The organism is Actinomadura sp. NBRC 104412, assembly GCF_030269515.1.
Taxonomy (GTDB): Bacteria; Actinomycetota; Actinomycetes; order Streptosporangiales; family Streptosporangiaceae; genus Spirillospora.
Genome location: NZ_BSTM01000024.1, coordinates 18214 through 40980 on the forward strand (window position 1 = coordinate 18214; position 22767 = coordinate 40980).

Sequence of the window (22767 nt, forward strand, 5' to 3'; positions counted from 1 at the left end):
CTCACGCCCGGCTCCCTTCGTCGAGGTCGCGACCCGGTTCACTGCCAGTGGACATGCCCGTGCCCATGCGTGTGCGTGTGCGCCGGGTCGGCCGGGTCGTCGGGATGGTCGTGGGGGGCCTGCGGCGCCCCCACCCGGTGCTCGAAGCCCGGCATGGCGATCCGGTAGACGCAGGTGTCGCAGTTCATCCGGATGTCGCCGGCCAGGGCCTCCTCGTACCGTTCGGCCACGACGTCCGCGAGCCCGTCGCAGTCGCCGATCACCTCGGCGCAGCGCACGTCCAGTTCGGGATGCGAGGCCGCGTAGGCGCGGGCCTGCTGGGCGACCCGGTCCGGCAGCAGGCCCCTGAACAGGAAGTACGGCAGGACGACGACGCGCCGGGCGCCCAACCTGCGCAGCCGTTCCAGACCCTCGGGGACGCTGGGCCTGGCCAGCGAGACGAAGGCGGGCTCGACGCAGGCCAGACCGTGCCCCTGCTCGGGGCCGCCCGCTCCGCGTCCCTCCCAGAAGAGCCGCGCGACCTTGTGGATCTCGGCGTTGGCGTCTGGGTCGGTGGAGCCGCGCCCCACCAGGAGCACCGCCGTGTCACGGTCGGGGCGCGTGCCGTCCAGGACGCTCTCCATGCGCTCTTGCAGGAGGGCGAGGAGGGTGGGATGCGGCCCGAGCGGACGCCCGTAGCGGTAGGACAGCCCTGGATGGCGGGCCAGTTCACGCGCCATCGCGCCGGGGATGTCGCCCTTTCCGTGCCCGGCCGCGACGAGCACCAGCGGGACGGCGGCCACGCGCCGGTGCCCGTCCGCGTAGAGCCCGGACACGGCCTCGGTCAGCGGCGGCGGGGACAGCTCGATGAATCCGCCCGCCACGGGCACGGGCATCCGCCTGCGGAGCCTCCGGAGGAACCGCCCGAAGTCGGCGACGCCCTCGGCGTCCCGCGTGCCGTGTCCCACGACCAGCAGCGGCCGTCCCGTGTTCTCGTCGCGTTCGGTCATGGCGCCTCGCCCTCCTCGTCCAGCAGGTAAAGCAGGGCGTTCGCGGCGGCGGCCGCGACCGCCGAGCCGCCCTTCTCCGAGACGTTGCTGAGCTGCGGGAGGCCGGAGGCGCGCAGCGCCTCCTTCGATTCGGCGGCTCCCACGAACCCCACGGGAAGGCCGATGACCAGCGCCGGGCGCAGCCGCCCCGCGCCGAGCGCGACGATCTCGAACAGCGCGGTCGGGGCGCAGCCCACGACCCAGACCGCGCCCGGACCGGCCTCGTCCGACGCGAGCCGGACGGCGGCGGCCGAACGGGTGATGCCCTCCTGCTTCGCCAGCGCCGCGGCCTCCGGGGTCCCGACCCGGCAGATCACGTCCCTGGAGGTGATCCCGGCCGCGACCATGCCGACGTCGGTGACGACCGGCACCCCCGACCGCAGGGCCGCCAGGCCGCGTTCCAGGTCGGGCTCGGCGGTGCGCAGGTCGGCGGCGTACTTCAGGTCGGCGCTGGCGTGGATCACGCGCTCGGTCACGGCACGGGTCAGCGGGGGGAGCGCGGACAGGTCGACGCGGGAGCGCAGGATCTCCATCGACCTGACCTCGATCGGGTGGACGCGGCGTCCGGTCAGGCCCATCGATACCCCCTGGGGGTGATAAATCGCCCGGCGACCGTCCGGCTGCGGCTCGACCCGACCACCACCACGGTGACCATGTCGGCCATGGCGGGATCCACCTCCGCCAGCGTGGTCAGGGTGACCGACTCGCCGGGACGGGACGCGTCGCGGACCAGCCCGACCGGCGTGTCCGGCGGACGGTGCGCGGACAGGATCTCCAGCGCGGCGGGCAACTGCCAGTCGCGGGCTCGGCTGCGGGGGTTGTAGAAGCAGACCGCGAAGTCGCCCTCCGCCGCCGCCCGCACCCGCCGCTCGATGACCTCCCAGGGGGTGTGCAGGTCGGACAGGGAGATGGCGGCGTGGTCGTGCCCGAGCGGGGCGCCGAGCAGCGCGGACGCGGCCAGCGCGGCGGTGATCCCCGGGACGCCCTCCACCTCGATGCCGGAGGAGGCGAACTCCAGCGCGGGGCTCGCCATCGCGTACACGCCCGCGTCCCCGGAGCCGATGAGCGCCACGGCCCGTCCCGACTCCGCCTCCTCGACGGCGGCACGGGCACGCTCCTCCTCACGGCCGAGGCCGCTCGCCATCACCCGCGTCCCAGGACGCAGCAGGTCGCGGACCTGCTCGACATACTGGTCCAGCCCCACCACCACCGACGACCGCCGCAGCACCGCCTCCGCACGCGGGGTGAGCAGGTCACGGGCGCCCGGACCGATCCCCACAAGGCCGAGCCGCCCCTTGGGGCGGAGCCGCGCCACGGCCGCGGTCGCGGCGGCCGACTTGCGCTTCTCCGCGACCAGCTCGGCACCGCGTCCGAGGCCGCGGGCCGCGTGCAGCGCCGCCGCCTCGGCGACGCTGGGCGTCCCCACCTCGGCACGGACGACCTCGGACGGGTTGGGCACCTCTACCCGCGCCAGCACGTCCGCGGGGAAGGTGACGACCTCCCAGCCGCGCGCCTCGGCCGCGTCCAGGATCCCCTGCTCGCCGGCCTTCACGTCCACGGTCGCCAGGCAGCGCACCGACGCGGGCGCCAGGCCGGCGTCCGCGAGCGTCCCGTCGATCAGCTCACCCACCTCCGCGGCCGTGACGCCCCGCGCGGACCCGACCCCGACGACCAGCGACGGAGGCCGGTAGACCAAGCGGTCGCGGCGCGACCTGGCGGGCTCCGCCCGGTCGGTGACCAGGATCCCCGCCGACGCCCCGGGGTGCTCGCGGACGACGTTGGACGGCAGGGCGGGCAGCGGCCATCCGTCCGCGCCCTCGATCGTCACCGGCTCCCCGGACAGGACGGCCGCGCCGACACGGGCGAGCAGTTCCGGGTTGTGGACGGTGAAGCCGAGGTCCGCGCCGTAGGAGTCGAGCGGGGTGATCCCGGCGCCGTCGCTGGCGGTCGTGACGACGGGCTCGCAGCCCAGCACCCCGGACAGCCGCCGGGCCAGCAGGTTCGCGCCATGGTGCCCGCCCAGGACCGCCACCGCGTGGCGTAAACCCTCGTCCACGCACACCACGGCCGGGTCGGTGGTCTTGTGCCCGAGCAGCGGCGCCAGCACCCGGACCGTCGCCCCCACCGCCAGGAAGCTGACGATCGCGTCGCACGTCCCCCACGCCTCACGCAGCGCGGCGGACGCCTTGCCGCCCGTGAAGGAGCGCACCTCGCCGGGCCACGCCGCCTCCAGAGCCGCCGCGGCGGAACGTCCGGCGGCCGTGGCCGCCACCACCCCGATCATCGCGGGCCCCCCGGCTCGGGAAGCGGAGCGATCGTCACCGATGGCGGCGGCTCGCGCCGGACCGCCCTCGTCACCGGCGGGACGTCCACCTTGCGTTCACCCCACACGACGAACACGCCGGTCGGCGAACGGCCGACCAGGCCCGCCTGCAAACGGACGGCATGGGCGGTCAAGGACGCACGCTTGATCGCCTCGATCGCCGCCTGGACGCGATCGGCCCGGTGCAGGACGATCACCACGCTGCGCAGGGCGCGGGACGCGCACACCCGCGCCACCTCAGGCCCGCCCCCGCCGACGAACACCGCGTCCGGCTCGGGCAGGTGGTCCAGCACGCCGGGGGCCGTGCCGCGTGACACCGCCACCTTCACGCGGTGCGCCCGCACGTTGGCGCGGATGCGCTCGCAGGCCGCCTCGTCCTTCTCCACCGCGACGACGGCCGCTCCGAAACGCGCGCACTCGATCGCGACCTCGCCTCGTCCCGCGCCCACGTCCCAGACCATGTCGCCGATGCGCGGCCCCAGCTTGGCCAGCGCGAACGCCCTCACCTCGGGGCCGAACGCCGGACGCCCCGGCCCGAACGCCGCGTCCGGCAGCGCCCACTCGGACGGCCCCGGGCGCGGACCGGCGATCCAGCCGGGCTCACCGCCCGCCGCCACCCGCCTCGGGTCGAGCACCAGCACCACGTTCGGGTCACGCCAGGGCCGCGTGGTGGCTTCGGCCGGACGCACGCTGACGACCCGTTCATGAGGCCCGCCCAAGTCCTCACAGACCACGAACGTGCGGGGCGTCTGCGGGAACAGCTCGCGCGCCAGCTCGGCCGGGCCCGAACCGGGCGCCGTCAGCACCGCGACCTTCGGGTGGGCGCGGCACGCGTTCACGGCGCGACGCAGCTCACGGCCGTGCGCGGACACCACCAGCGCGTCGTCCCACGGCATCCCGGCCCGCGCGAACGCCCGCGCGACCGACGACAGCGCCGGGATGACGCGGGGCCGCCGGCCGCGCCTGCGCAGCGCCCGGACGATCCCGAAGAACCCGGGGTCGCCGCTGGCCACCACGACGACCCGGCCCCGGTCGTCGTCGCGGTCGAGTTCGGCGTCGATCGCGTCCAGGGCCGGGCGCAGCTCCCCCATCACGACCGTGCGGACGCCCTCCGGTACGGGCAGCGCGGCCAGGTGCCGCGCGCCCCCGACCACGAGCGAGGCGCGTTCCAGCAGCTCGCGGGCCTCGCCGGCGGGCGGTGAACCGTCGTGGCCGAGCACCACCAGGGAGCTCATCGGCGCAGCCGCCCGTACATGCCGATCATGCGTTCGCCGGCGTCGTCCAGCAGCACCACCTGCGCCGCGATCGGATCGTCGCCTGCTCCCGCGGCCACGCTCTCCAGCTCGGCGGCGACGCGCCGGCACAGCTCGCGGCCGCACGGCCCGAGCAGTCCCGCGTCCCGCCACAGCGCGCAGGCCCGCCGCGCGGACCCGGCCGCGGCCACCTCGGCGGCCAGCTCGGGCGTCCCGCCCATGTCGGTCGTGATCTCGCCGAGCAGCACGTCCGCCCCCGGGCCGAGCGCGGCCACCAGGTCGTCCGCCGTGCCGAACAGGACGAGCCGGCCGAGCCCGTGCTCCACCGCCTGCCGCAGCGCCCGCGCCGGGTCCGCCGACTCGGCGAAGCACACCCCGGGCAGCGCGGGCAGCATCCGCGCCGCCGTCCGCCCCGACGGCTCGGGGCCGTGCAGGACGAGGGTCCGCTGCCCCTCCGCCGAGATCGCCGCCACCCGTGCCCCGATGTCACCGCCGCTCATGAGGATCGAGCCTCCCTGAGACGGCGCCGGGCGGCCGGCTCGGCGCGCCGGTGCCCGTGGAAGTGGCCCGGGTGGTACAGGTGCGAACGGGTGCCGCCCGCCGCCAGCGCCGGACCCACCAGCACCAGCGTGTGCTTCCACAGCTTGTGCGCCTTCATCGTGGCCGCCAGCTCGCCCAGCGCGCACCGCACGACCAGCTCGTCCGGCCAGCTCACCCGGTACGCGATCACGCACGGGGTGTCCTCGGGGTAGCCGCCGTCCAGCAGCTCGTCCTGCAACCGCGCCGAGCGCGCCGCGGACAGGAACAGCGCCATCGTCGTCCCATGCCGCGCGAACTCGCCGACCTCCTCGCCCGGCGGCATCGGCGTCTTGCCCCCGCCGAGCCGCGTCAGCACCACCGACTGCGCGACCTCCGGGATGGTCAGCTCGCGTTCCACCGCCGCGGCAGCCGCGCTGAAGCTGGACACGCCGGGGACGACCTCGGTGTCCAGGCCCATCGCCTTGCAGCGGTCGAGCTGCTCCTGCAAGGCGCCCCACAAGGCGGGGTCGCCGGAATGGATACGGGCGACCGTCAGCCCCTCGGCCGCCGCCCGCTCGTAGTACGGCAGGACGCCCTCCATCGGCAGCCGGGCCGAGTCGACGATCTCCGCGTCCGGCCTGGCGTGCTCCAGCACGTCCGGGTGGACCAGGCTGGCCGCCCAGATCACCACGTCCGCCGCCGCGATCGACCGGGCCGCGCGGAAGGTCAGCAGGTCGGCGGCGCCCGGCCCGGCACCGACGAACACGACCCGGCCCCTGGACCCGCCTTCGGGCTCGGCCATCACAGCCTCCCTCCCCTGCCGCCGCGGCGGACGCCGGGCACGATGAGCGCCGACAGGTACGGGACGGGACCGGTCAGCTCCCGCGCCGCCCCGACCTCCTCGCCCGGCAGGCCCAGCCGGGCCCCGTACACGGCGCCGTCCAGCCGTCCCGCGTCCTTCAACGCGCCGATCACCTCGTCCGCGACCGAGCCGAACTTGTAGGCCACGACGGTGTCGCCCGACTCCAGCGCGGCGCGGAGCGCGGCGAACGCGGCGTCCCCGCCGGTCATCGGGACCAGCGTGACCGACTCCCCGCCCTCGGCCAGGACGGTGCCCGACCGGGCGGCCAGGTCCTGCATCGCGGTGATGCCGGGCACCGCCGCGATCTCGGTGCCGGGCCGCAGCTCCCGCACGGTCTGCGCCAGGTAGGTGAAGGTCGAGTAGACGTGGGGGTCGCCGATCGTCGCGAACGCCACGGTCGCGGCGCCTTCGTCGAAGGCCCGCACGACCCGTTCGGCGGCGGCGTCCCAGGCGGCGGCGCGCCGCTCGGTGACGCCGCCCCTGTCGTTGAGGGCGAACACCACCCGCTCGGCCCTGGTCGTGTACGCGCGGACGACCGATTCGGCGCGGCCCTCCTCGTCCGGCGCCATCACCGGCACCAGGACGACGTCGGCCTCCCGCAGGACCCGCACGCCCTTGGCCGTCACCAGCTCCGGGTCCCCGGGTCCCACGCCCACCCCGACGAGCCGCCGCGTCCCCTCCGGGGAGCCGCCGTCCTCCAGGTCGGCGGCCAGCAGCGAGAACACGTGCTGGTCGGCGATGACGCCGTCCGGGTCCCGGTCCGCCGAACGCAGCAGCCCCTCATGCCGGAAGCCGGACTTCTCCGCCACCCGCAGGGACGGGACGTTGCCCTCCCTGATCCGCAGCTCCAGCCGGCGCAGCCCGCCCTCGCTCAGCGCCCACCGGCTCAGCGTCCTGAGGGCGTCGGTGGCCAGTCCCCGCCCACGCTCCGGAGGCCGGATCGCGTACCCGCACACGGCCGCGCCCGCCGCCCAGTCCACCCCCCAGATCCCGATCGCGCCGCTCAGCCCGCCGGTCACCCGATCGGTCACCGCCAGGTGCAGCCCCAGACCCGTCCGGGCCAGGTCGTGGACGCCCTGCGAGAGCCACCAGTGCAACGGGTCGCCCCCGGACGGGACGTTGGGCGGCAGAAAGTTCTCGCCCTCCCGCATCGCCGCCGTGATCGCGTCCAGGTCCGCGGGACCGAAGGGACGCAGCAGCACCCGCTCGCCCTCCAGCCGCAGCCCTCCGTCGAAGCGCGTCATCCCGATCCCCTTGCCGCCGCTACCAGGCGTTCCGCGAACGCGGGTTCTCCTGCCCAGTGCAGATGCAGGTAGGAGGCGACGCAATCCCCTTGGACGAAACCTTCCTTTGTGGGGGGACGACCCCCCACACCCCCCGGAACAACCGCACGACCGCCCTCCGGGCACTCGGACGGTCGTGCCGGGCCGGATTCGGTCCACTGCCAGGCCGCGGTCCTGCCATGCCGTGGCTCGGTGACCGTGCGGTGGAACTCGTGGCCCCTCACCCGTTCACCGACACGGGCGACCACCGAGTCGCTGACCGCGACGGCCGACCGGTAGCCCAGCGTCAGGCGCGGCCCCATGGTCGCCGACACCCCGTCCAGGACGCCGCACATCGGCTTTCCGTCCAGCTCAAGCGCCAGGTAGAGGAGACCGGCGCACTCGGCGTAGACGGGGCCGCGGGCGGCGAAGGCCCTGAGGGAGCGGCGCAGCGGCTCGTTCGCCGACAGCTCGGCCGCGTACATCTCCGGGAAGCCGCCGCCGATGACCACGGCCCGCGTCCCGTCCGGAAGGGCCTCGTCGCGCAGCGGGTCGAACCGGACGACCTCCGCGCCCGCCGCCTCCAGCAGTTCCTCGTTCTCCGCGTACCCGAACGTGAACGCCGGGCCTCCGGCGACCGCGACACGTGGGCGTCCGCCCTGCTCGCCGACCTGGTCACCCGGCTCCCACGGCCTGCCTCGTGGCGGCGGCGCGCTGCGCGCCAGGGCCGTCACCGCGTCGAGGTCACAGGACGAGGCGATCAGCGCGCCGAGCCGCTCCACGGTCGCGACCGCCTCGGCGTTCCGCTCGGCCGCCGGGATCAGCCCGAGATGCCGGGACGGGGTCTCGATCCCGGGATCGCGCCGCAGCGCCCCCAGCACCGGCACGCCCAGCTCCTCGATCGCGTCCCGGCACAACCGCTCGTGCCCGTCCGAGCCGATCCTGTTCAGGATCACCCCGCCGAGCCTGACCCGGTCGTCGTAGGTACGGAAGCCGTGCACGGTCGCCGCGACCGAACGGCCCGCCGCCGACGCGTCCACCACCAGGACGACCGGGGCGTCCAGCAACCCGGCCACATGCGCGGTCGAGGCGAAACCGCCCTGCTCTGTGCCACCTTTTGGGGCGTCGGACCCCCAGACCCCCCGGGCTTCGCCCGTAGATGGGGGGGCGCCGTCGAACAGCCCCATGACCCCCTCGACCACCGCCACGTCGGCGCCCGCCGCTCCGTGCAGGAACAGCGGGACGACCAGTTCCTCGGAGGTCAGCCACGGGTCCAGGTTGCGGCCCGGACGGCCGGTGGCCAGCGCGTGGTAGCCCGGATCGATGTAGTCGGGGCCCACCTTGTGCGGCGAGACGCGCGTCCCGCGCGCGGCCAGCGCCGCCATCAGCCCGGTGGCCACCGTCGTCTTGCCGCTGCCCGACGCGGGCGCGGAGACGACCAGCCGGGCTACCATTCGATGCCCTTCTGGCCCTTCTGCCCGCGGTCCATCGGATGCCTGACCTTGCCCATCTCGGTGACCAGATCGGCGAACGCCACCAGCCGCGGATCGGCGTCCCTGCCGGTGATCACCACATGCTGGTCGCCCGGACGGTCCTTCAGCGCGGAGATGACGTCGTCCACGTCCACCCAGCCCCACTTCATCGGGTAGGTGAACTCGTCCAGCACGTAGAACCGGTAGGTCTCGGCGGCCAGGTCCCGCTTGATCTGCTCCCAGCCCTCGCGGGCGTCCGCCTCGTGGTCGGCCTCGGTGCCGGGCCGCTGGATCCACGACCAGCCCTCGCCCATCTTGTTCCAGGTCACCGGGCCGCCCTCGCCGCTCTCCCCGAGCACGCGCAGCGCCCGCTCCTCGCCGATCCGCCACTTGGCCGACTTGACGAACTGGAACACCCCGATCGGCCAGCCCTGGTTCCAGGCGCGCAGCGCCATCCCGAACGCGGCGGTCGACTTGCCCTTGCCCGGACCCGTGTGAACGATCACCAGCGGGCGGTTGCGCCGCTGCCTGGTGGTCAGCCCGTCGTCGGGCACGTACTCCGGCTTGCCCTGCGGCATCGTCGCTCACGCCACCCTTCGCCTGGTCGCCCGCACCACGCCCGCCAGGCCCTCGGCCGCCAGGTCGTCCAGCCGTACCGTCTCGGCGCCGAGCAGCGTCCCCAGCTCGGCCGCCAGGCCCAGCCTGACGGGACCGGACTCGCAGTCCACCACGACCGACGCCACCCCGGCGGCGGCGAGCGCACCCGCGGCCGGCGCCGGTGCCGGGCCATGGGTGGCGCGCCCGTCGGTCACCACCACGAGCAGCGGACGGCGGGAGGGATCGCGCATCCGCTCCACGCGCAGGACCTCGGCGGCACGGAGCAGGCCCGCCGCGAGAGGCGTCCTTCCGCCGGTGCGCAGCCGCTCCAGGCGCCGCGCCCCCGCCTCCACCGACGAGGTCGGCGGCAGCGCCACCTCCGCCTCGGCGCCCCGGAACGTGATCAGGCCGACCTTGTCGCGGCGCTGGTAGGCGTCCAGGAGAAGGCTCAGCACGGCGCCCTTGACCGCGCGCATCCGGCGCCGCGCCGCCATCGAACCGCTGGCGTCCACGACGAACAGCACCAGGTTGCCCTCGCGTCCGTCCCGTACGGCGGCGCGCAGGTCGCCCGGCGCGATGAGGATCCCCGGCCCGGAGCGCCCGCGCGCCCTCTGGTGCGGCGCGGCGGCACGCAGGGTCGCGGTCAGATGCAGACCGCCTTCGTGCCCTGGGCGGGAGCCCGAGATCCGCCCGTACGGGCCGCGCGCCTTGGAACGGCGTCCGGGGGCGCCGGTACCGGTGCCCGGCACCGTGAACAGCCGGGGACGGTACGCGGCATCGGCCTGGGCGGGCTCGCCTTCACCGGCATCGTGGTGCTTGGCGGGCAGGCGTTCACCGTCCTTCGCCGACCGGCCGTTCAGCAGGGCGTCCAGGGTGCTGAGCACGCTCTCGCCGCCTCCTCCGCCGCCCCCGCCGCCGGGGCCGTCGTCAGGGCCGTCGTCTTGGGGGCCGGGGTCCTCGTCCGGGCCCGGATCCGGCTCGGGGTCCCCGTGCTCGCGCAGGACCTCATCGAGCCTCTCCTCGTCCAGTCCGGGCGCGTCGAACGGGTCGCGGCGGCGCCGGTGCGGCAGCGCCAGCCGGGCGGCCGTCCGTACGTCCTCCGCGGTCACCGTGGTGCGGCGGTGCCAGGCGGCCAGCGCGATCGCGGCCCGCGCCGTCACCAGGTCGGCGCGCAGACCGTCCACCTCGAACGCGGCGCACACCGCCGTGATCTGGGCGAGCGCGGCGTCCGGAAGCGTCACCGCGGGCAGCCGCGCCTGCGCGGAGGCGATCCGGGCGGCCAGTTCCGCGTCGGCCATCGCCCAGCGCGCGGCGAACCCGGCCGGGTCCCGCTCGAACTCCAGCCGCCGCCGCACCACCTCGGCGCGCTCGGCGGGGTCACGGGTCGCGGCGACCTCCACGGTCAGCCCGAAACGGTCCAGCAACTGCGGGCGCAGCTCCCCTTCCTCCGGGTTCATGGTGCCCACCAGCAGGAACCGGGCGGCGTGGCGGATCGAGACGCCCTCGCGCTCCACGTAGGACTCGCCCATCGCGGCGGCGTCCAGCAGCAGGTCCACCAGGTGGTCGTGCAGCAGGTTGACCTCGTCGACGTACAGGACGCCGCGGTGCGCGGAGGCCAGCAGCCCCGGCTCGTACGCCTTCACGCCCTCGGTGAGCGCGCGTTCGATGTCGAGGGAGCCGGTGAGCCGGTCCTCGGAGGCGCCGACGGGCAGCTCGACCAGGCGGGCGGGCCGCTCCCGCGCCGGGATGTGCGGCTCCTCGCCGTCCGGATCGTCGTCCGGATCGTCGTGGGCCTCCAGGTGGCCGCGCGCGACCGCGTCGATCGCCGCCGGCTCCAGCGGCGGGTGCGGGCCGTCCGGGCAGGCCGGGTCGGGTTCGCGCGGGTCGCAGGAGAACCGGCAGCCCGTCACCACCGGCACCGGCGGCAGCAGGTCGGCCAGCGCCCGGACGATCGTCGACTTGGCGGTGCCCTTCTCGCCCCGGACCAGCACGCCCCCGACGCCCGGCGAGACCGCGTTGACCAGAAGCGCGAGTTTGAGATCGTCCATCCCGACGACCGCGGAAAAGGGGTAACGCGCCTGGCGGGGCGCGCCCGCGCGGCTCATCGGCCCATCAGACAGGGCATGCCTCTTGTCCTTCCCTCGGGTGTCCACGCCCGTGGCTTCATGTGAGGGACGTCCCCTGGCGGGGGACCCATGTCCCTCCGACGGCCGGAGTCTCCTGGCTCCCGGATCGCCGCTCCCCCTCAGCCTTCCAGCGTCGCCGCCGTGGCACCTCGCGAGGGGAAGCTCCCCATGGTCACAGTTGCGGGACAGCCCCGGATTCGCACCGGGTTCCTCCGCGTCCGTCGACTGCACAGGATGGCACACCCGCGGCGACCGCCCAAGCCGCGCATGGGTGAGATCCGTTCCGCGACCGGGCGGCGACGGCGCGTAGGACCTGGCCGGAGCGCATTGGCACACCGGCGGCACCGTGTTTCACTGGTGCGATGGATCGCACCCTTGAGCCGACTTCCCAGCATCACCGGGCGACGGGTGTCTCCTGGACCCGCACCCGACGTCCCTGAGTTCCGGCGCCCTCGCCCCGTTCCCCGAGCCCGTTCCCCGAGCCCTTTCCGACGTCCGCGCGCCGGCCCACCTTGGTCCCTCAGGCTGAGCAGGGAGGGTCGGCGGGCAGCCGGAGGAGGACGGGGATCGCGAACCACACGGCCTTGCCCGGACCGTGCGGGTAGCAGCGCGAGCGCGTCCGCAGCATGCCCCAACGCCCCTCCGACAGCTCGTTCACGATGCTCAGCCCGCGGCCGTAGTCGCCGGACGTCCAGGAGTAGCCGGGCAGCCGCGCGGCGCGGTGCCGGTCGAAGACCGCGCAGCGCGCCTCACCGACGATCCCGCCCGCCATGTCGTCAGGGCCGTCCGCCGCCTCGCCCAAGGGCTGGTCGGGGTAGAGCCACAGCTCGTGCGGGCCGTGGTCGTGGGCGTGCTGGTGCGCGTTGGTGGCCAGCTCGCTCACGATCAGCCGGGCGTCGCTGATCACGGAGCGGGGGGCGTCCGCCAGGGCCAGCGCCTCGCCGAGGATCGCACGGGCGTAGCGGGCGCAGCCGGGGCCCGGAGGCAGCGCCCACACCTGCCCGATCGGCGGCGCGCAGGAACGCGGCACGCAGGCGGGCGGGCCCGCGAGCGGCATCGTGTCCGGGACGTCACGCCCCCCGTCGCCCACCGGGCCGCCGGGCTCCACCGGCTCGTGCGGACGGACGGCGCTCTGCGCGCCGTCGGCTGTCTTCGGCGTGGTCATCACGGGATCCTCCCGCACCGGCGCCCGGTGCCCCGGCCGCCTGCGCTCTCCGTAGTCCTCGGTCTTCGCCCCGTTACTTACCGTCCACGCGCGGTCACCCCTCAGCTTCGCCTGGGATTCTCACGACCGCAACCGCTTCTGGAGACTTCCGGAGATTGGCCTTACCGGCTTAGTCGTTTCTGTTGAACTGAGCCGACCGAATAGGAAGACTCTCGCCACATGACATACCGGCCCACCGTTCGCGGCCGCAGGCTGGCCCGCGAACTGCGGAGACTGCGCGAACTGCAGCGGCTCACGTTGCAGGAGGTGGCGGACCGGCTGGACTGGTCCAGGGCCACCGTCTCGCGGCTCGAAACCGGGCAGACCCGCCCCAAGCCGAACGACATCGCAGACCTGCTCGACCTGTACGGGGTCCCGAGCCCCCAGCGGGACGCGCTGATCACCCTCGCCCGCGAGGCCGGCCAGCGCGGCTGGTGGACGGCCTACGCGGACGTGTTCACCGGCAGCTACGTGGCGCTGGAGGACGAGGCGTCGCTGATCAGGACCTGGGACACCCAGCTCATCCACGGCCTGCTGCAGACCGAGGACTACGCGCGGGCGGTGATCACCGCGGGCCGGATGCTGCCCACCACGGAGGACATCGAGCGCCGGATCGACGCCCGCAAGGCCCGGCAGGCTTTACTGAACCGCGAGCGGGCGCCGCAGATCCACCTGATCTTCGACGAGTGCGTGCTGAAGCGCCCGATCGGCGGGCCCGGCGTGATGCGGGCGCAGCTCGAGTGGCTGCTGGAGCTGGCGGAACGGCCGCAGATCACCATCCAGGTGCTGCCGTTCGAGGCCAGGGAACACGCCGGACTTGACGGTCGTTTCACGATACTTTCGTTTCCGGACCCGGCAGACCCAGATATCGCCTATGTCGAGGGCACTATGGGCGACGTTTATCTCGAGAGCGCCGAGGCAATAGCATCACATGGGGAACGCTTCGAGCGCATCATGAAGCAGGCCATGTCCCCTGAGGATTCCGCGCCCCTCATCGCCGAGGCAGCAAGGAGTAGCCCGTGAACCACCCCCATCACGCCCTCACCTCCGCCCGTTGGCGCAAGTCGTCCTACAGCGGCAGCGGCGACCAGTGCGTCGAAGTGGCGGAACTCGACGCCGGAACGCATGCGGTGCGCGACTCCAAGGATCCGCACGGCCCCGCGTTGACGCTGACGGCGGCCGAATGGCGCTCGTTCATCGAGGCCGTCCGGCGCGCCTGACCCGTCCCGGCCGCCGATCGTCCCGGCGGCCCGGCCCGGTGACACGGCTTCTCCGCGCCGTCCGCGCCATCCGGGTGACGCAGGGTCATCCTGATGTCGGGTACCCAGGGGCCGCGGCACCCGCCGCGGCCCTTCGCCATGTCCGCCCCGCCTCCGCCCCTCCCGGGCTCCCCATCCCTCCCGGGCTCCCCGCCCCTCGCCCAGAACTAGAACGTGTTCTAGTATCGCCGTGCGCCCCGGCACCCACGGGGCCGGTGAGGGAGGACGCCCGATGACCGCGGAAATGAAGCTCGGCATCCATGTCGGGTACTGGCAGCGCGACCCCGAGGACCGCACCGAGACCGTGCTGGCCGCCGAACGGCTCGGCTACGACTCGGTGTTCACCGCCGAGGCGTACGGGTCCGACGCCTTCACCCCGCTGACCTGGTACGCCGCCCGTACCTCCACCATCAGGCTCGGCACCTCGGTGGTGCAGATGTCCGCGCGCACACCGGTCGCCACCGCCATGCACGCCCTCACCCTGGACGCGCTCTCCGGCGGACGGGTGATCCTGGGCCTCGGCGCGTCCGGGCCCCAGGTGGTGGAGGGCTGGTACGGGGTGCCGTTCCCCAAGCCGCTCGCGCGCACCCGCGAGTACGTCGACATCCTCCGCCAGGTCTGGCGCCGCGAGGAACCGGTGACCAGCGAGGGGCCGCACTACCCGCTGCCGTACCCCGGCGGCACCGGCCTCGGCAAGCCGCTGAAGTCGATCGTCCACCCCGTCCGGCCCGAGATCCCGATCTATCTCGGCGCGGAGGGACCGAAGAACATCGCGCTCGCCACCGAGCTGGCCCAGGGCTGGCTGCCGCTGTTCATCGACCCGACGCGGATCGAACCGCTGTTCGGCGAGGCGCTGGCGGGACGCCCCGACGGGTTCGAGATCGCCGCGACCGTCACCACGATCGTCACCGACGACCTCGCCTCCGCGCTGGAGTTCGCCAAGATCCCGCTCGCGTTCTATATCGGCGGGATGGGCGCCAGGGACCGCAACTTCCACCTCGACCTGATCGGCAGGCTCGGCTACGCCGAGCAGGCCGCCCGCGTCCAGGAGCTGTTCCTGGACGGGCGCCGCGCCGAGGCGGTCAAGGCCGTGCCGGACGAGCTGGCCGACTCCATCTCGCTGCTGGGGCCGATCGGCCGGATCAAGGAGCGGCTGGCGCTGTGGCGCGACAGCCCCATCACCACCCTGCTCATCGCCGGCGTCCACGACGAGCCCACGCTCCGCGCGCTCAAGGAACTGGTGGACGGCTGACGCCGGGGAATGCGCGGCGCGTCCCCGGCGCTGAACCGGGTACATGATCGGAACTCGGGGGAAGGGACGATGATGTCCACGCAGGTCGAGGCCGCGCGATTGCTGGTCCGCACGCTGGAGGCCGAAGGCGTGCGGTACGTGTTCGGCCTGCCCGGCGAGGAGAACATCCACTTCGTCGACGCGCTGCGCGACTCGCCGATCCGGTACGTGCTGGTCAGGCACGAGCAGGGCGCGGCGTTCATGGCCGAGATCTACGGCCGGCTGACCGGGCGGGCCGGGGTGGCCTCGGCCACGCTCGGCCCCGGCGCGATCAACCTTCAGCTCGGCGTGGCGGACGCCACCACCAACAGCACCCCGGTCGTGGCGATCTCCGCACAGGTCGGCCTCGACCGGATCTACAAGGAGTCGCACCAGATCGTCGACCTGGTCGCGATGTTCAAGCCCATCACCAAGTGGGCGGACCTGGTGCTCACCGCCGAGGCGCTGCCGGAGATGGTGCGCAAGGCGTTCAAGACCGCGCAGACCGAGCGTCCCGGCGCCGTCTACCTCGCCATCCCCGAGGACGTCGAGGCCGCGACGGTCGACGGCGAACTCAGGCCGCTGCCCGTGAACGTGGTCCGCCCGCAGGAGCCGTCGGCCTCGCAGATCGCCCGCGCCGCCGACGTCCTCGCCCTCGCCGAACGGCCGATCGTCCTGGCCGGGCACGGCGCCACCCGCAACCACGCGTCACAGGCGCTGATCGACTTCGCCGAGCTCCTCGGGCTGCCGGTCGCGACCACCTTCAACGGCAAGGGCGTGTTCCCCGACGACCATCCCAAGGCGCTCGGCGCCGTCGGTTTCATGCGGCACGACTACGTCAACTTCGGCTTCGACGCGGCCGACGTGCTGATCACGGTCGGGTACGAGCTCCAGGAGTTCGACCCCGCCAAGATCAACCCCAAGGGCGACAAGAAGATCATTCATATCCACCGGTTCCCCGCCGAAGTGGACGAACACTACCCGGTGCAGGTCGGCATCCAAGGCGACATCTCACGCTCCCTCATCGAACTCGGCGAGGCCACCCGCCGCCGCTTCGACCTCAACGGCACCGAGCACACCATCCGCCGGATGATCCGCGAGGAACTGGACCGGGGCCGCGCCGACGACGGCTTCCCTATGTCGCCGCTACGCGTGGTCGCCGACATCCGCGAGGCGATGGGACGCCACGACATCGTGCTGGCCGACACCGGCGCGGTGAAGATGTGGATGGCCCGGCTCTACCCGACCTACGAGCCCAACACGCTGCTCGTCTCCAACGGCCTGTCCTCCATGGGCTTCTCGGTGCCGGGCGCCATCGCCGCCAAACTCGCCCTCCCCGACCGCAAGGTCCTGGCCGCCACCGGAGACGGCGCGTTCCTGATGAACTCGCAGGAACTGGAAACCGCGATCCGAGAGAACGTCCCCATCACCGTACTGATCTGGGAGGACGGCGCGTACGGGCTGATCGAATGGAAGATGGACCTGGAACTGGGCCGCAGCTCCAACATCGCGTTCGGCAACCCCGACTTCGTCGCCTACGCCGAAAGCTTCGGCGCCAAAGGCTACCGAATCACCTCCGCCGACGAACTGCTCCCCACCCTCCGCAAAGCCCTCTCCGACAACGGCGTCTCCGTCGTCACCGTCCCCGTCGACTACTCCCACAACCTCCGCCTCACCGACGCGCTCATGTCGAGCGGCGGCAGATGATTTCGCCGTGGAGGACGGCGAACCAGGCGTCTTCTGCTGCGGCCCAGGACTTCCAGCCCTCGTACACGCGCTGCAGGCGTTCGCGTGTCGCGTGTCCGCCCGCGATGGCGCGCTCGGCCACGTGGGAGCGGACCATCCGGCCGCCCCAGGTTTCGCTCCACCACTCGCGCTCCTCCGGTGTGGAGAAGCACCAGGTGGAGGCGCCGGCGTCGATCTCGCTGAAGCCCGCCTCGCGGGCCCAGGCGAGCATGCGTCGCCCGGCGTCCGGCTCGCCGCCCACCTCGCGCGCCACCCGGTAGTAGATCGGCAGCCAGTCGTCCATGCCGGGCGGCCTCGGATGCCAGACCATCCCGCCGAAGTCCGCCTCGCGCGCCGCCACCACGCCGCCCGGCTTGCACACCCGCCGCATCTCCCGCAGGGCCTGGACGGGGTCGGCCAGGTGCTGGAGCACCTGGTGGGCGTGGACGACGTCGAAGGTGGCGTCCGGGAAGTCCAGGGCGAGCACGTCCCCCACCGTGAACTCGACGTTGGTCACGCCGTGCGCCTCGGCCGTCCGCCGTGCCTCGTCCAGGATGCCGGGCGCGGAGTCGATGGCGGTCACGGTGCCGGGGGCGACCCGTGCGGCCAGGCCCGCGGTGATCGTGCCCGGTCCGCAGCCCACGTCCAGCAGGGAGAGCCCGGGACGCAGGTGCCCGAGCAGGTACGCCGCCGAGTTCTCGGCGGTGCGCCACTGGTGGGAGGCCAGCACTGTCGCGTCGTGTCCGTGGAGGTAGTCCATGCCGGAGACGGTAACCCAGCCGACCAGTATTTGAGAATGGTGTCTTGGGATGTGAGATGGCGGTGCCAAGAGCAACGGGGCGGAGACGACGATTCGTCTCCGCCCCGTTTCGGGTCAGGTAGGGTGCGGCTACGCGGCCTCGGCGAAGGTCCGGCGGCGCGCGGGCATCCGGCGCGTGGCGGGCAGGGGCTCGACGACGGCCAGCGCGGGCAGTGCCTCGACGGCGGCGGTCTCGGCGTAGGCGTTGATCGCGAGGTGGGACAGCTCGGTGAGCCACGGCTCGATGACGGTCCGCTCGGCGGGACCGTGCAACCGCGGACGTGAGATGTGAGACGTGCCGGTCGCTGCGCTCACTGCCACTACCCCTTTCGGCACACCGGTGGCGCCCTCCCCCTGAGACCGCCTCACCGGAAACGGGATGTATCCGGAGATACGCACCGAACAATCTCCCCGGTTCGATGCCCTACTCAACGATGTACCCCGTCATCACATTTCTAACGTAGGCATCAGCACTGACATTTCTTCGCCGGGAGGGATCGCACTGGTACCGGAGTCGCTCTACGGCCTGCCCGCCGTGGTGCCGCTGGTGTGGCTGGTGGCCGCCGGCGGCTGGATCGCCGTCGCGGCGGGCCTGCGCCGAGGGCTGTCCGGGCAGGCCCGCCGCGCCGCACTGATCGCGCACGTCATGACCGCTCCCGGGGTGGTGCTGGTCTGCGCGACCCTGGGGTTCGGCTTCCTGTACGCGACGGTCGCGCTGACCGCCGAGTGGTGGGCGCTGATCGTCGCCACGAGGCTGCGGCCCGAGCGGCTGGTGGCGTCGGGCTCGCCGCCCCGGCTGGCCGTCTGGTCGGCGCTGGCCGCGCTCGCCCTGCTCGGCGGCACCCATCTGGTGCATCTGGCGCCGAACGGCTGATCACGCGATTTTCGGCACAATCGTCCGGCGAACGACCTGATCTCATTAAAGGTACGTAGTATCCGGGCAGGCCCGTCCCCTCGGAGGTGGCTCATGCCGTGTGCGCTGTGCGGCGACATCATCCCGACCGAGGTCGCCCGGTGCCCGGCCTGCGGTGCCTGGGCGCGCCGGCGGGACTTCCGCGCCGTCGGGGTGGCGGTGTTCATGCTGCTCGGCTTCAACGCGTTCATCGCGCTGGGCTCCGGGATCAGCATGGTCCGGCTCATCGGCCCGCTGCGCGACGCGACCCGGGACACCTACGACCCGGCGGTCACCTGGCGGGCGCTGTCCCCGTACGTCGAGGTGTTCATCCTCGGCGCGGTCATGGCGGGGGTCACGGGCCTGCTGTATCTGGGGTGGCTCTGGCGCGCGCACCGGCAGTCCCCCGGCCCGCACCGGTACGGCAGGGCGTGGGTGGTGCTGGGCTGGGTCGTCCCCCTGGGCGTCCTGTGGATCCCGCCGAGGGTCGTGTACGACGTGTGGGTCACCAGCGGGCGGCTCCGCACCGCGCAACGGCATGTCGCGGCGGCGGTCGTGGGCGCCTGGTGGACGTGCGTCCTGCTGGGCATCCTCCTGGCCCGGCTGTTCTCGGGCCTCGGCGTCCACACCCTCCCGGACGCGCGGCTCGCCGTGCACGTCGGCGTCGCCGCGGCGGCCTGCCAGGCGCTGGCCGCCGCGCTGTGCATGGCCACCGTCTTCGAGATCACCCGCGCCCAGGTCGCCAGAGAGACCTGACCCGCTAGGGCGACGTCGGCCCCGAACTGCCGCCGCTGGCGTACCACAGCCTGGCGGGCGGGCGCTTCACCGTCTCCCCCGCGTGCCCGATGTCGGCGTACGGGGACATCGCGAACCCGTTGGCGTACAGGACGCGACGGGCCACCGGACGCGCGGGCCCACCCCCGCGCGCCGGGGCCATCGCCCGCCGCAGCGCCTCGTCCCCGCCCTGCCGCCACGCCTCGTACAGGACGGTCAGGTCCCAGCAGTCGGACCCGGTGATCGACACCACCTCCGAGGGCGGTCCGGCGGACGGCTTCCCCGCCCGCCGCGCCACCCGTACCCAGGGACGGCGGAGCCTGCCCCGGACGACCATCAGCCACGAGCCGAACACGGTGGCGGCGCAGCGGTCCTGGACGGACTCGAAGAACGCCAGGTCGACCGGGCCGGTGGAGTCGTCGAGCGTGGCGAAGATGATCCGCTGCCCCGACCGCACCGCCGGTGTCTGGGTGGCGACCTTGACCCCGGCGACCAGCACGTCCTCCCCCTCGCGGCGGGACGGCAGGTCGCGGGCGCGGACCACGCCGAGCCGGTCGAGCAGCGCGTCGTAGAAGGTCAGCACGTGCCGGCTGACGTCGATGCCGAGGATGTCCAGCTCCGCCTCGACCATCTCGCCGGGCGTCATCGGCGGCAGCTCCCCGACCGGGATCGGCTCCAGGGTCCCGCCCTCCGCCACGGGATCCTCAAGGGCGAGCTGCCCCTCCACGACCGTCCCGGGACGCGCGGACGAGCGGTCCAGCGCGCCGACCCGGCAGAGCAGATCCCGCCGCGTCGGCACCCCGGCGTCCCCGATGCCGTACAGGGCGTCGAACCCTCCGGCGAGCACCAGCCGTTCGGCGGTGGGACGGGACACGCGGGCACGCCGCCAGAACTCGGTCAGCGACCGGTAGGGCCGCCCCGCGACGATCCGCTCGATCTCGGCCTCGCTGATCCCCCGGACCTCGCTGAGCGCCACCCTGATGCCCCGCGTGCCGTCCGCCGTGGGCTCGGCCTGCCAGGACGCGCCCGAGGCGTTGACGTCCAGCGGCAGGATCGGGACGCCGAAGCGCCGCGCGTCGTCCAGGATCACCCGCTTGGGGTACATGCCGGGATCATGGGTGAGCACGCCCGCATAGAACGCCGCGGGGTGATGCCGTTTCAGCCAGGCCGACTGGTACGTGGGCAGCGCGAACGACGCGGCGTGCGCCTTGCAGAACCCGAACGCCCCGAACGCGGTCAGCGTCCGCCAGACCCTGGCGACCGTCCCCTCGCTGTAGCCGCGTGCCAGCGCGCGTTCCCGGAACCATGTGCCGACCTCGGCCTGCCCCTCCTCGTCGGAGAGGGCGCGGCGCGCCGCCTCGGCGTCCGACAGCCCGCAGCCGGTCATCACGTCCAGGACGCGCAGCACCTGCTCGTGGAAGACCACCACGCCCAGGCTCTCGCGTAACGGCCCGGCCAGGTCGGGATGCGGGTACGCGGGCTCGCGGAGCCCGTGCCGTGCCGCCAGGAACGGGGTGACCATGTCGGAGTTGACCGGCCCCGGCCGGAACAGCGAGATGTCGATGATCAGGTCGCCCATGGTGCGCGGCAGCAGCTTGCCGACCAGCTCGCGCTGGCCCGGCGACTCGATCTGGAAGCAGCCCAGCGTCCTGGACGCGCAGATCATCTCGTAGGTGGGGCCGTCGTCGTGCGGGACGGCCTCCAGGTCGATCCGCGTGCCCTCGACCCGTTCGATCTCGTCCACCGCGTGCGCCATCGCCGACTGCATCCGCACCCCGAGGACGTCCAGCTTGAGCAGGCCCATGGCCTCGACGTCGTCCTTGTCGAACTGGCTCATCGGGAAGCCGAGCAGGCTCGGCTCCACCGGCGTGCGGTCGCGCAGCGTCGCGTTCGACAGCAGGACGCCGCAGGGGTGCATCGCGACGTGCCGGGGCAGCCCGTCCAGCCGCTCGGCGATCCGGAAGATCACCCCGAGCCGTCCGTGCGCCAGGTTGCTCTGCCGCAGCTCGGGCAGGTCGTGCAGGGCGGCGCGGATCTGCTTGGCCCTGATGTGCGGGAACGCCTTGGCGATCGCGTCGATCTCGGCGGGCGGCAGCCCGATCGCGCCGCCCACGTCCCGGATGGCGCTGCGCGCACGGTAGGTCTCCATCATCGACACGCACGCCACGCTGTCCTCGCCGAACCGCTCGAACAGCGCGCGGTACGCCTCAAGCCGCCGCGCCGACTCCACGTCCAGGTCGATGTCGGGCAGGCCGGGACGGCTGTCGGCCAGGAACCGCTCCATCACCAGGTCGTGCCGGAGCGGGTCGAGGTCGCCGATGCCGAGCAGGTAGTTGACCAGGCTGCCCGCGCCCGACCCGCGGATCGCGCAGCGGATGCCCTGCGAGCGGATCAGCGCGGCGGCGTCGGCGACGGTGAGGAAGTAGGCGGCCAGGCCCTTGCGCGCGATGATGCCCAGCTCGTGCTCCAGGCGCCGTGCCGCCTCGGCCGAGCGGTCCAGCCCGCGCCGCACCAGGCCCTCGCCGCACCTGGCGACCAGCCGCCCGTACGGGTCGGCGCCGGTCTCCGGCAGGTGGACGTCGTCCATCCCCAGGTCGTGGCCGGGGTCGAGGGCGCAGCGTTCCGACAGCCGCCGCGTCGCGTCCAGCAGTGCCCGCGCCTCGGCCGCGTCCGGGCCGCACACCCGCTCGGCGATGCGCCGCATCTCCGGGACCGACTTGAGGTAGGCGTGGCCGGTCTGGTCCTCCAGGTGTCGCCGATGCAGCGGGACGAGGCGGCGCGCCACGTCCAGCACCTGCGCCACGGGGTAGTCCGAGGGCTCCAGGTAGCGCACGGGGTTGGTCAGCACCGCGGGGACCCCGGCCTCGCGTGCCAGCGCCAGCATCCGGGCGGCCTCGAACGTCTCCCCCTTGCCGTGCTGGTCGACGATCTCCACGACCGTCTCGGCCGTCTCCCGCCAGGCCGCCAGCCGTGCCGCCGCCAGGTCGGGACGGCGGTCGGCGATCGCGCGTCCCACGTCCGAGCGCGGGCCGAGCAGCACCACCAGCCCGCCGGCGTGCGCTCCGATCAGCTCCCGGCTCGCGACGGGCGCGCCGCGCTCCCCCGCCTCGTGCGCGGCCGTGACCAGCCTGCACAGCGATCCCCACCCGGTGCGCCCGGTCGCCAGCACCACCACCCGTCCGGCGCCGGTGGCCAGGTCGGCTCCCAGGACGGGGCGCAGTCCCGCGGCGCGGCAGGCGAGCACATGCTTGACCGCGCCGTACAGGCCGTCCCTGTCGGTGAGCGCCAGCGTCTCCATGCCCAGCTCCGCCGCGCGCGCGGCGAGCAGGCGCGGCGGCGCGACGCCATGGCGCAAGGAGAACGAGGACGCGACATGCAGGTGCATGGGAGCCGACCCCCTTC

Annotated in this window: 20 protein-coding genes and 1 riboswitch; of the genes, 6 read left to right on the forward strand and 14 right to left on the reverse strand. The window is 73.7% G+C overall.

Annotation, left to right across the window (positions count from 1 at the left end):
• Nucleotides 1-38: 38 nt before the first annotated feature.
• The 11 genes from QSK21_RS25805 to QSK21_RS25855 form a co-directional block, all read right to left on the reverse strand.
• Nucleotides 39-989, reverse strand: coding sequence for a sirohydrochlorin chelatase (locus QSK21_RS25805; protein ID WP_285699621.1), 951 nt, complete (start codon nt 987-989; stop codon nt 39-41).
• On the reverse strand, nt 986-1606 hold the full coding sequence (locus QSK21_RS25810) for a precorrin-8X methylmutase (protein WP_285699622.1): 621 nt from the start codon (nt 1604-1606) through the stop codon (nt 986-988). Before QSK21_RS25810 ends, QSK21_RS25805 begins: the two co-directional genes overlap by 4 nt.
• Entirely contained in the window at nt 1597-3312 is a 1716-nt protein-coding gene (cobJ, locus tag QSK21_RS25815) for a precorrin-3B C(17)-methyltransferase (protein ID WP_285699623.1), read from the reverse strand. Before cobJ ends, QSK21_RS25810 begins: the two co-directional genes overlap by 10 nt.
• Nucleotides 3309-4586: a precorrin-6y C5,15-methyltransferase (decarboxylating) subunit CbiE gene (gene cbiE, locus QSK21_RS25820; RefSeq protein ID WP_285699624.1), complete on the reverse strand. Its 1278-nt coding sequence runs from the start codon at nt 4584-4586 to the stop codon at nt 3309-3311. Before cbiE ends, cobJ begins: the two co-directional genes overlap by 4 nt.
• Nucleotides 4583-5104 (reverse strand): hypothetical protein, encoded by a 522-nt coding sequence (locus QSK21_RS25825; RefSeq protein ID WP_285699625.1) that lies wholly within the window; start codon nt 5102-5104, stop codon nt 4583-4585. The genes cbiE and QSK21_RS25825 overlap by 4 nt, the downstream gene beginning before the upstream one ends.
• Complete coding sequence (gene cobM / locus QSK21_RS25830; protein ID WP_285699627.1) at nt 5101-5925, reverse strand: precorrin-4 C(11)-methyltransferase; 825 nt, start codon at nt 5923-5925, stop codon at nt 5101-5103. Before cobM ends, QSK21_RS25825 begins: the two co-directional genes overlap by 4 nt.
• Nucleotides 5925-7229, reverse strand: a complete 1305-nt coding sequence (cobI, locus tag QSK21_RS25835) for a precorrin-2 C(20)-methyltransferase (RefSeq protein WP_285699629.1) — start codon at nt 7227-7229, stop codon at nt 5925-5927. Before cobI ends, cobM begins: the two co-directional genes overlap by 1 nt.
• Entirely contained in the window at nt 7226-8701 is a 1476-nt protein-coding gene (locus QSK21_RS25840; RefSeq protein ID WP_285699630.1) for a cobyrinic acid a,c-diamide synthase CobB, read from the reverse strand. Before QSK21_RS25840 ends, cobI begins: the two co-directional genes overlap by 4 nt.
• Entirely contained in the window at nt 8695-9297 is a 603-nt protein-coding gene (cobO, locus tag QSK21_RS25845) for a cob(I)yrinic acid a,c-diamide adenosyltransferase (protein WP_285699632.1), read from the reverse strand. The genes QSK21_RS25840 and cobO overlap by 7 nt, the downstream gene beginning before the upstream one ends.
• Before the next feature lie 6 nt (nt 9298-9303).
• On the reverse strand, nt 9304-11421 hold the full coding sequence (locus QSK21_RS25850) for a putative cobaltochelatase (protein ID WP_285699634.1): 2118 nt from the start codon (nt 11419-11421) through the stop codon (nt 9304-9306).
• Between the two features lie 108 nt (nt 11422-11529).
• A riboswitch (cobalamin riboswitch) is annotated at nt 11530-11655 on the reverse strand.
• Nucleotides 11656-11962: 307 nt separating this feature from the next.
• Nucleotides 11963-12607, reverse strand: a complete 645-nt coding sequence (locus QSK21_RS25855; protein WP_285699635.1) for an ATP-binding protein — start codon at nt 12605-12607, stop codon at nt 11963-11965.
• 219 nt (nt 12608-12826) lie between these two features.
• Here QSK21_RS25855 and QSK21_RS25860 point away from each other — a divergent pair, with 219 nt between their 5' ends.
• From QSK21_RS25860 to QSK21_RS25875, 4 genes are all read left to right on the forward strand, one after another.
• Nucleotides 12827-13669: a helix-turn-helix domain-containing protein gene (locus tag QSK21_RS25860; RefSeq protein ID WP_285699636.1), complete on the forward strand. Its 843-nt coding sequence runs from the start codon at nt 12827-12829 to the stop codon at nt 13667-13669.
• A complete protein-coding gene (locus QSK21_RS25865; protein ID WP_285699638.1) occupies nt 13666-13866 on the forward strand; it encodes a DUF397 domain-containing protein in 201 nt (66 codons plus the stop codon). The genes QSK21_RS25860 and QSK21_RS25865 overlap by 4 nt, the downstream gene beginning before the upstream one ends.
• Nucleotides 13867-14137: 271 nt before the next feature.
• Nucleotides 14138-15157, forward strand: a complete 1020-nt coding sequence (locus QSK21_RS25870; protein WP_285699639.1) for an LLM class F420-dependent oxidoreductase — start codon at nt 14138-14140, stop codon at nt 15155-15157.
• Between the two features lie 69 nt (nt 15158-15226).
• Nucleotides 15227-16882, forward strand: a complete 1656-nt coding sequence (locus QSK21_RS25875) for an acetolactate synthase large subunit (protein WP_285699640.1) — start codon at nt 15227-15229, stop codon at nt 16880-16882.
• Here QSK21_RS25875 and QSK21_RS25880 read toward each other — a convergent pair.
• Together QSK21_RS25880 and QSK21_RS25885 are read right to left on the reverse strand one after the other, a co-directional pair.
• Nucleotides 16860-17660 carry a methyltransferase domain-containing protein gene (locus tag QSK21_RS25880; protein ID WP_285699642.1) on the reverse strand — a complete coding sequence of 267 codons (801 nt, stop codon included), beginning with the start codon at nt 17658-17660 and terminating at the stop codon, nt 16860-16862. The genes QSK21_RS25875 and QSK21_RS25880 overlap by 23 nt on opposite strands.
• A gap of 129 nt (nt 17661-17789) precedes the next feature.
• Nucleotides 17790-18014: a hypothetical protein gene (locus QSK21_RS25885; RefSeq protein ID WP_285699644.1), complete on the reverse strand. Its 225-nt coding sequence runs from the start codon at nt 18012-18014 to the stop codon at nt 17790-17792.
• A 220-nt stretch (nt 18015-18234) separates the two neighbouring features.
• Between QSK21_RS25885 and QSK21_RS25890 the strand changes: the two genes are divergently transcribed.
• Together QSK21_RS25890 and QSK21_RS25895 are read left to right on the forward strand one after the other, a co-directional pair.
• Nucleotides 18235-18573 carry a hypothetical protein gene (locus QSK21_RS25890; RefSeq protein ID WP_285699646.1) on the forward strand — a complete coding sequence of 113 codons (339 nt, stop codon included), beginning with the start codon at nt 18235-18237 and terminating at the stop codon, nt 18571-18573.
• A gap of 93 nt (nt 18574-18666) precedes the next feature.
• Nucleotides 18667-19347, forward strand: coding sequence for a DUF4328 domain-containing protein (locus tag QSK21_RS25895; RefSeq protein WP_285699647.1), 681 nt, complete (start codon nt 18667-18669; stop codon nt 19345-19347).
• 4 nt (nt 19348-19351) lie between these two features.
• Here the strand turns inward: QSK21_RS25895 and QSK21_RS25900 are convergent, their stop codons facing one another.
• Nucleotides 19352-22750 (reverse strand): DNA polymerase III subunit alpha, encoded by a 3399-nt coding sequence (locus QSK21_RS25900; protein ID WP_285699648.1) that lies wholly within the window; start codon nt 22748-22750, stop codon nt 19352-19354.
• Between the last annotated feature and the right edge of the window lie 17 nt (nt 22751-22767).

Bases quoted from the DNA above. Each gene is read 5' to 3' on its own strand.
- cobO (WP_285699632.1), bottom strand. From the start codon at position 9,297: ATGCCGCAGGGCAAGCCGGAGTACGTGCCCGACGACGGGCTGACCACC.
- QSK21_RS25860 (WP_285699636.1), top strand. From the start codon at position 12,827: ATGACATACCGGCCCACCGTTCGCGGCCGCAGGCTGGCCCGCGAACTG.
- cbiE (WP_285699624.1), bottom strand. From the start codon at position 4,586: ATGAGCTCCCTGGTGGTGCTCGGCCACGACGGTTCACCGCCCGCCGGC.
- QSK21_RS25875 (WP_285699640.1), top strand. From the start codon at position 15,227: ATGATGTCCACGCAGGTCGAGGCCGCGCGATTGCTGGTCCGCACGCTG.
- QSK21_RS25805 (WP_285699621.1), bottom strand. From the start codon at position 989: ATGACCGAACGCGACGAGAACACGGGACGGCCGCTGCTGGTCGTGGGA.
- QSK21_RS25855 (WP_285699635.1), bottom strand. From the start codon at position 12,607: ATGACCACGCCGAAGACAGCCGACGGCGCGCAGAGCGCCGTCCGTCCG.
- cobM (WP_285699627.1), bottom strand. From the start codon at position 5,925: ATGGCCGAGCCCGAAGGCGGGTCCAGGGGCCGGGTCGTGTTCGTCGGT.
- QSK21_RS25840 (WP_285699630.1), bottom strand. From the start codon at position 8,701: ATGGTAGCCCGGCTGGTCGTCTCCGCGCCCGCGTCGGGCAGCGGCAAG.
- QSK21_RS25870 (WP_285699639.1), top strand. From the start codon at position 14,138: ATGACCGCGGAAATGAAGCTCGGCATCCATGTCGGGTACTGGCAGCGC.
- cobI (WP_285699629.1), bottom strand. From the start codon at position 7,229: ATGACGCGCTTCGACGGAGGGCTGCGGCTGGAGGGCGAGCGGGTGCTG.
- QSK21_RS25850 (WP_285699634.1), bottom strand. From the start codon at position 11,421: ATGAGCCGCGCGGGCGCGCCCCGCCAGGCGCGTTACCCCTTTTCCGCG.
- QSK21_RS25895 (WP_285699647.1), top strand. From the start codon at position 18,667: ATGCCGTGTGCGCTGTGCGGCGACATCATCCCGACCGAGGTCGCCCGG.
- QSK21_RS25900 (WP_285699648.1), bottom strand. From the start codon at position 22,750: ATGCACCTGCATGTCGCGTCCTCGTTCTCCTTGCGCCATGGCGTCGCG.
- QSK21_RS25825 (WP_285699625.1), bottom strand. From the start codon at position 5,104: ATGAGCGGCGGTGACATCGGGGCACGGGTGGCGGCGATCTCGGCGGAG.
- QSK21_RS25880 (WP_285699642.1), bottom strand. From the start codon at position 17,660: ATGGACTACCTCCACGGACACGACGCGACAGTGCTGGCCTCCCACCAG.
- QSK21_RS25810 (WP_285699622.1), bottom strand. From the start codon at position 1,606: ATGGGCCTGACCGGACGCCGCGTCCACCCGATCGAGGTCAGGTCGATG.
- cobJ (WP_285699623.1), bottom strand. From the start codon at position 3,312: ATGATCGGGGTGGTGGCGGCCACGGCCGCCGGACGTTCCGCCGCGGCG.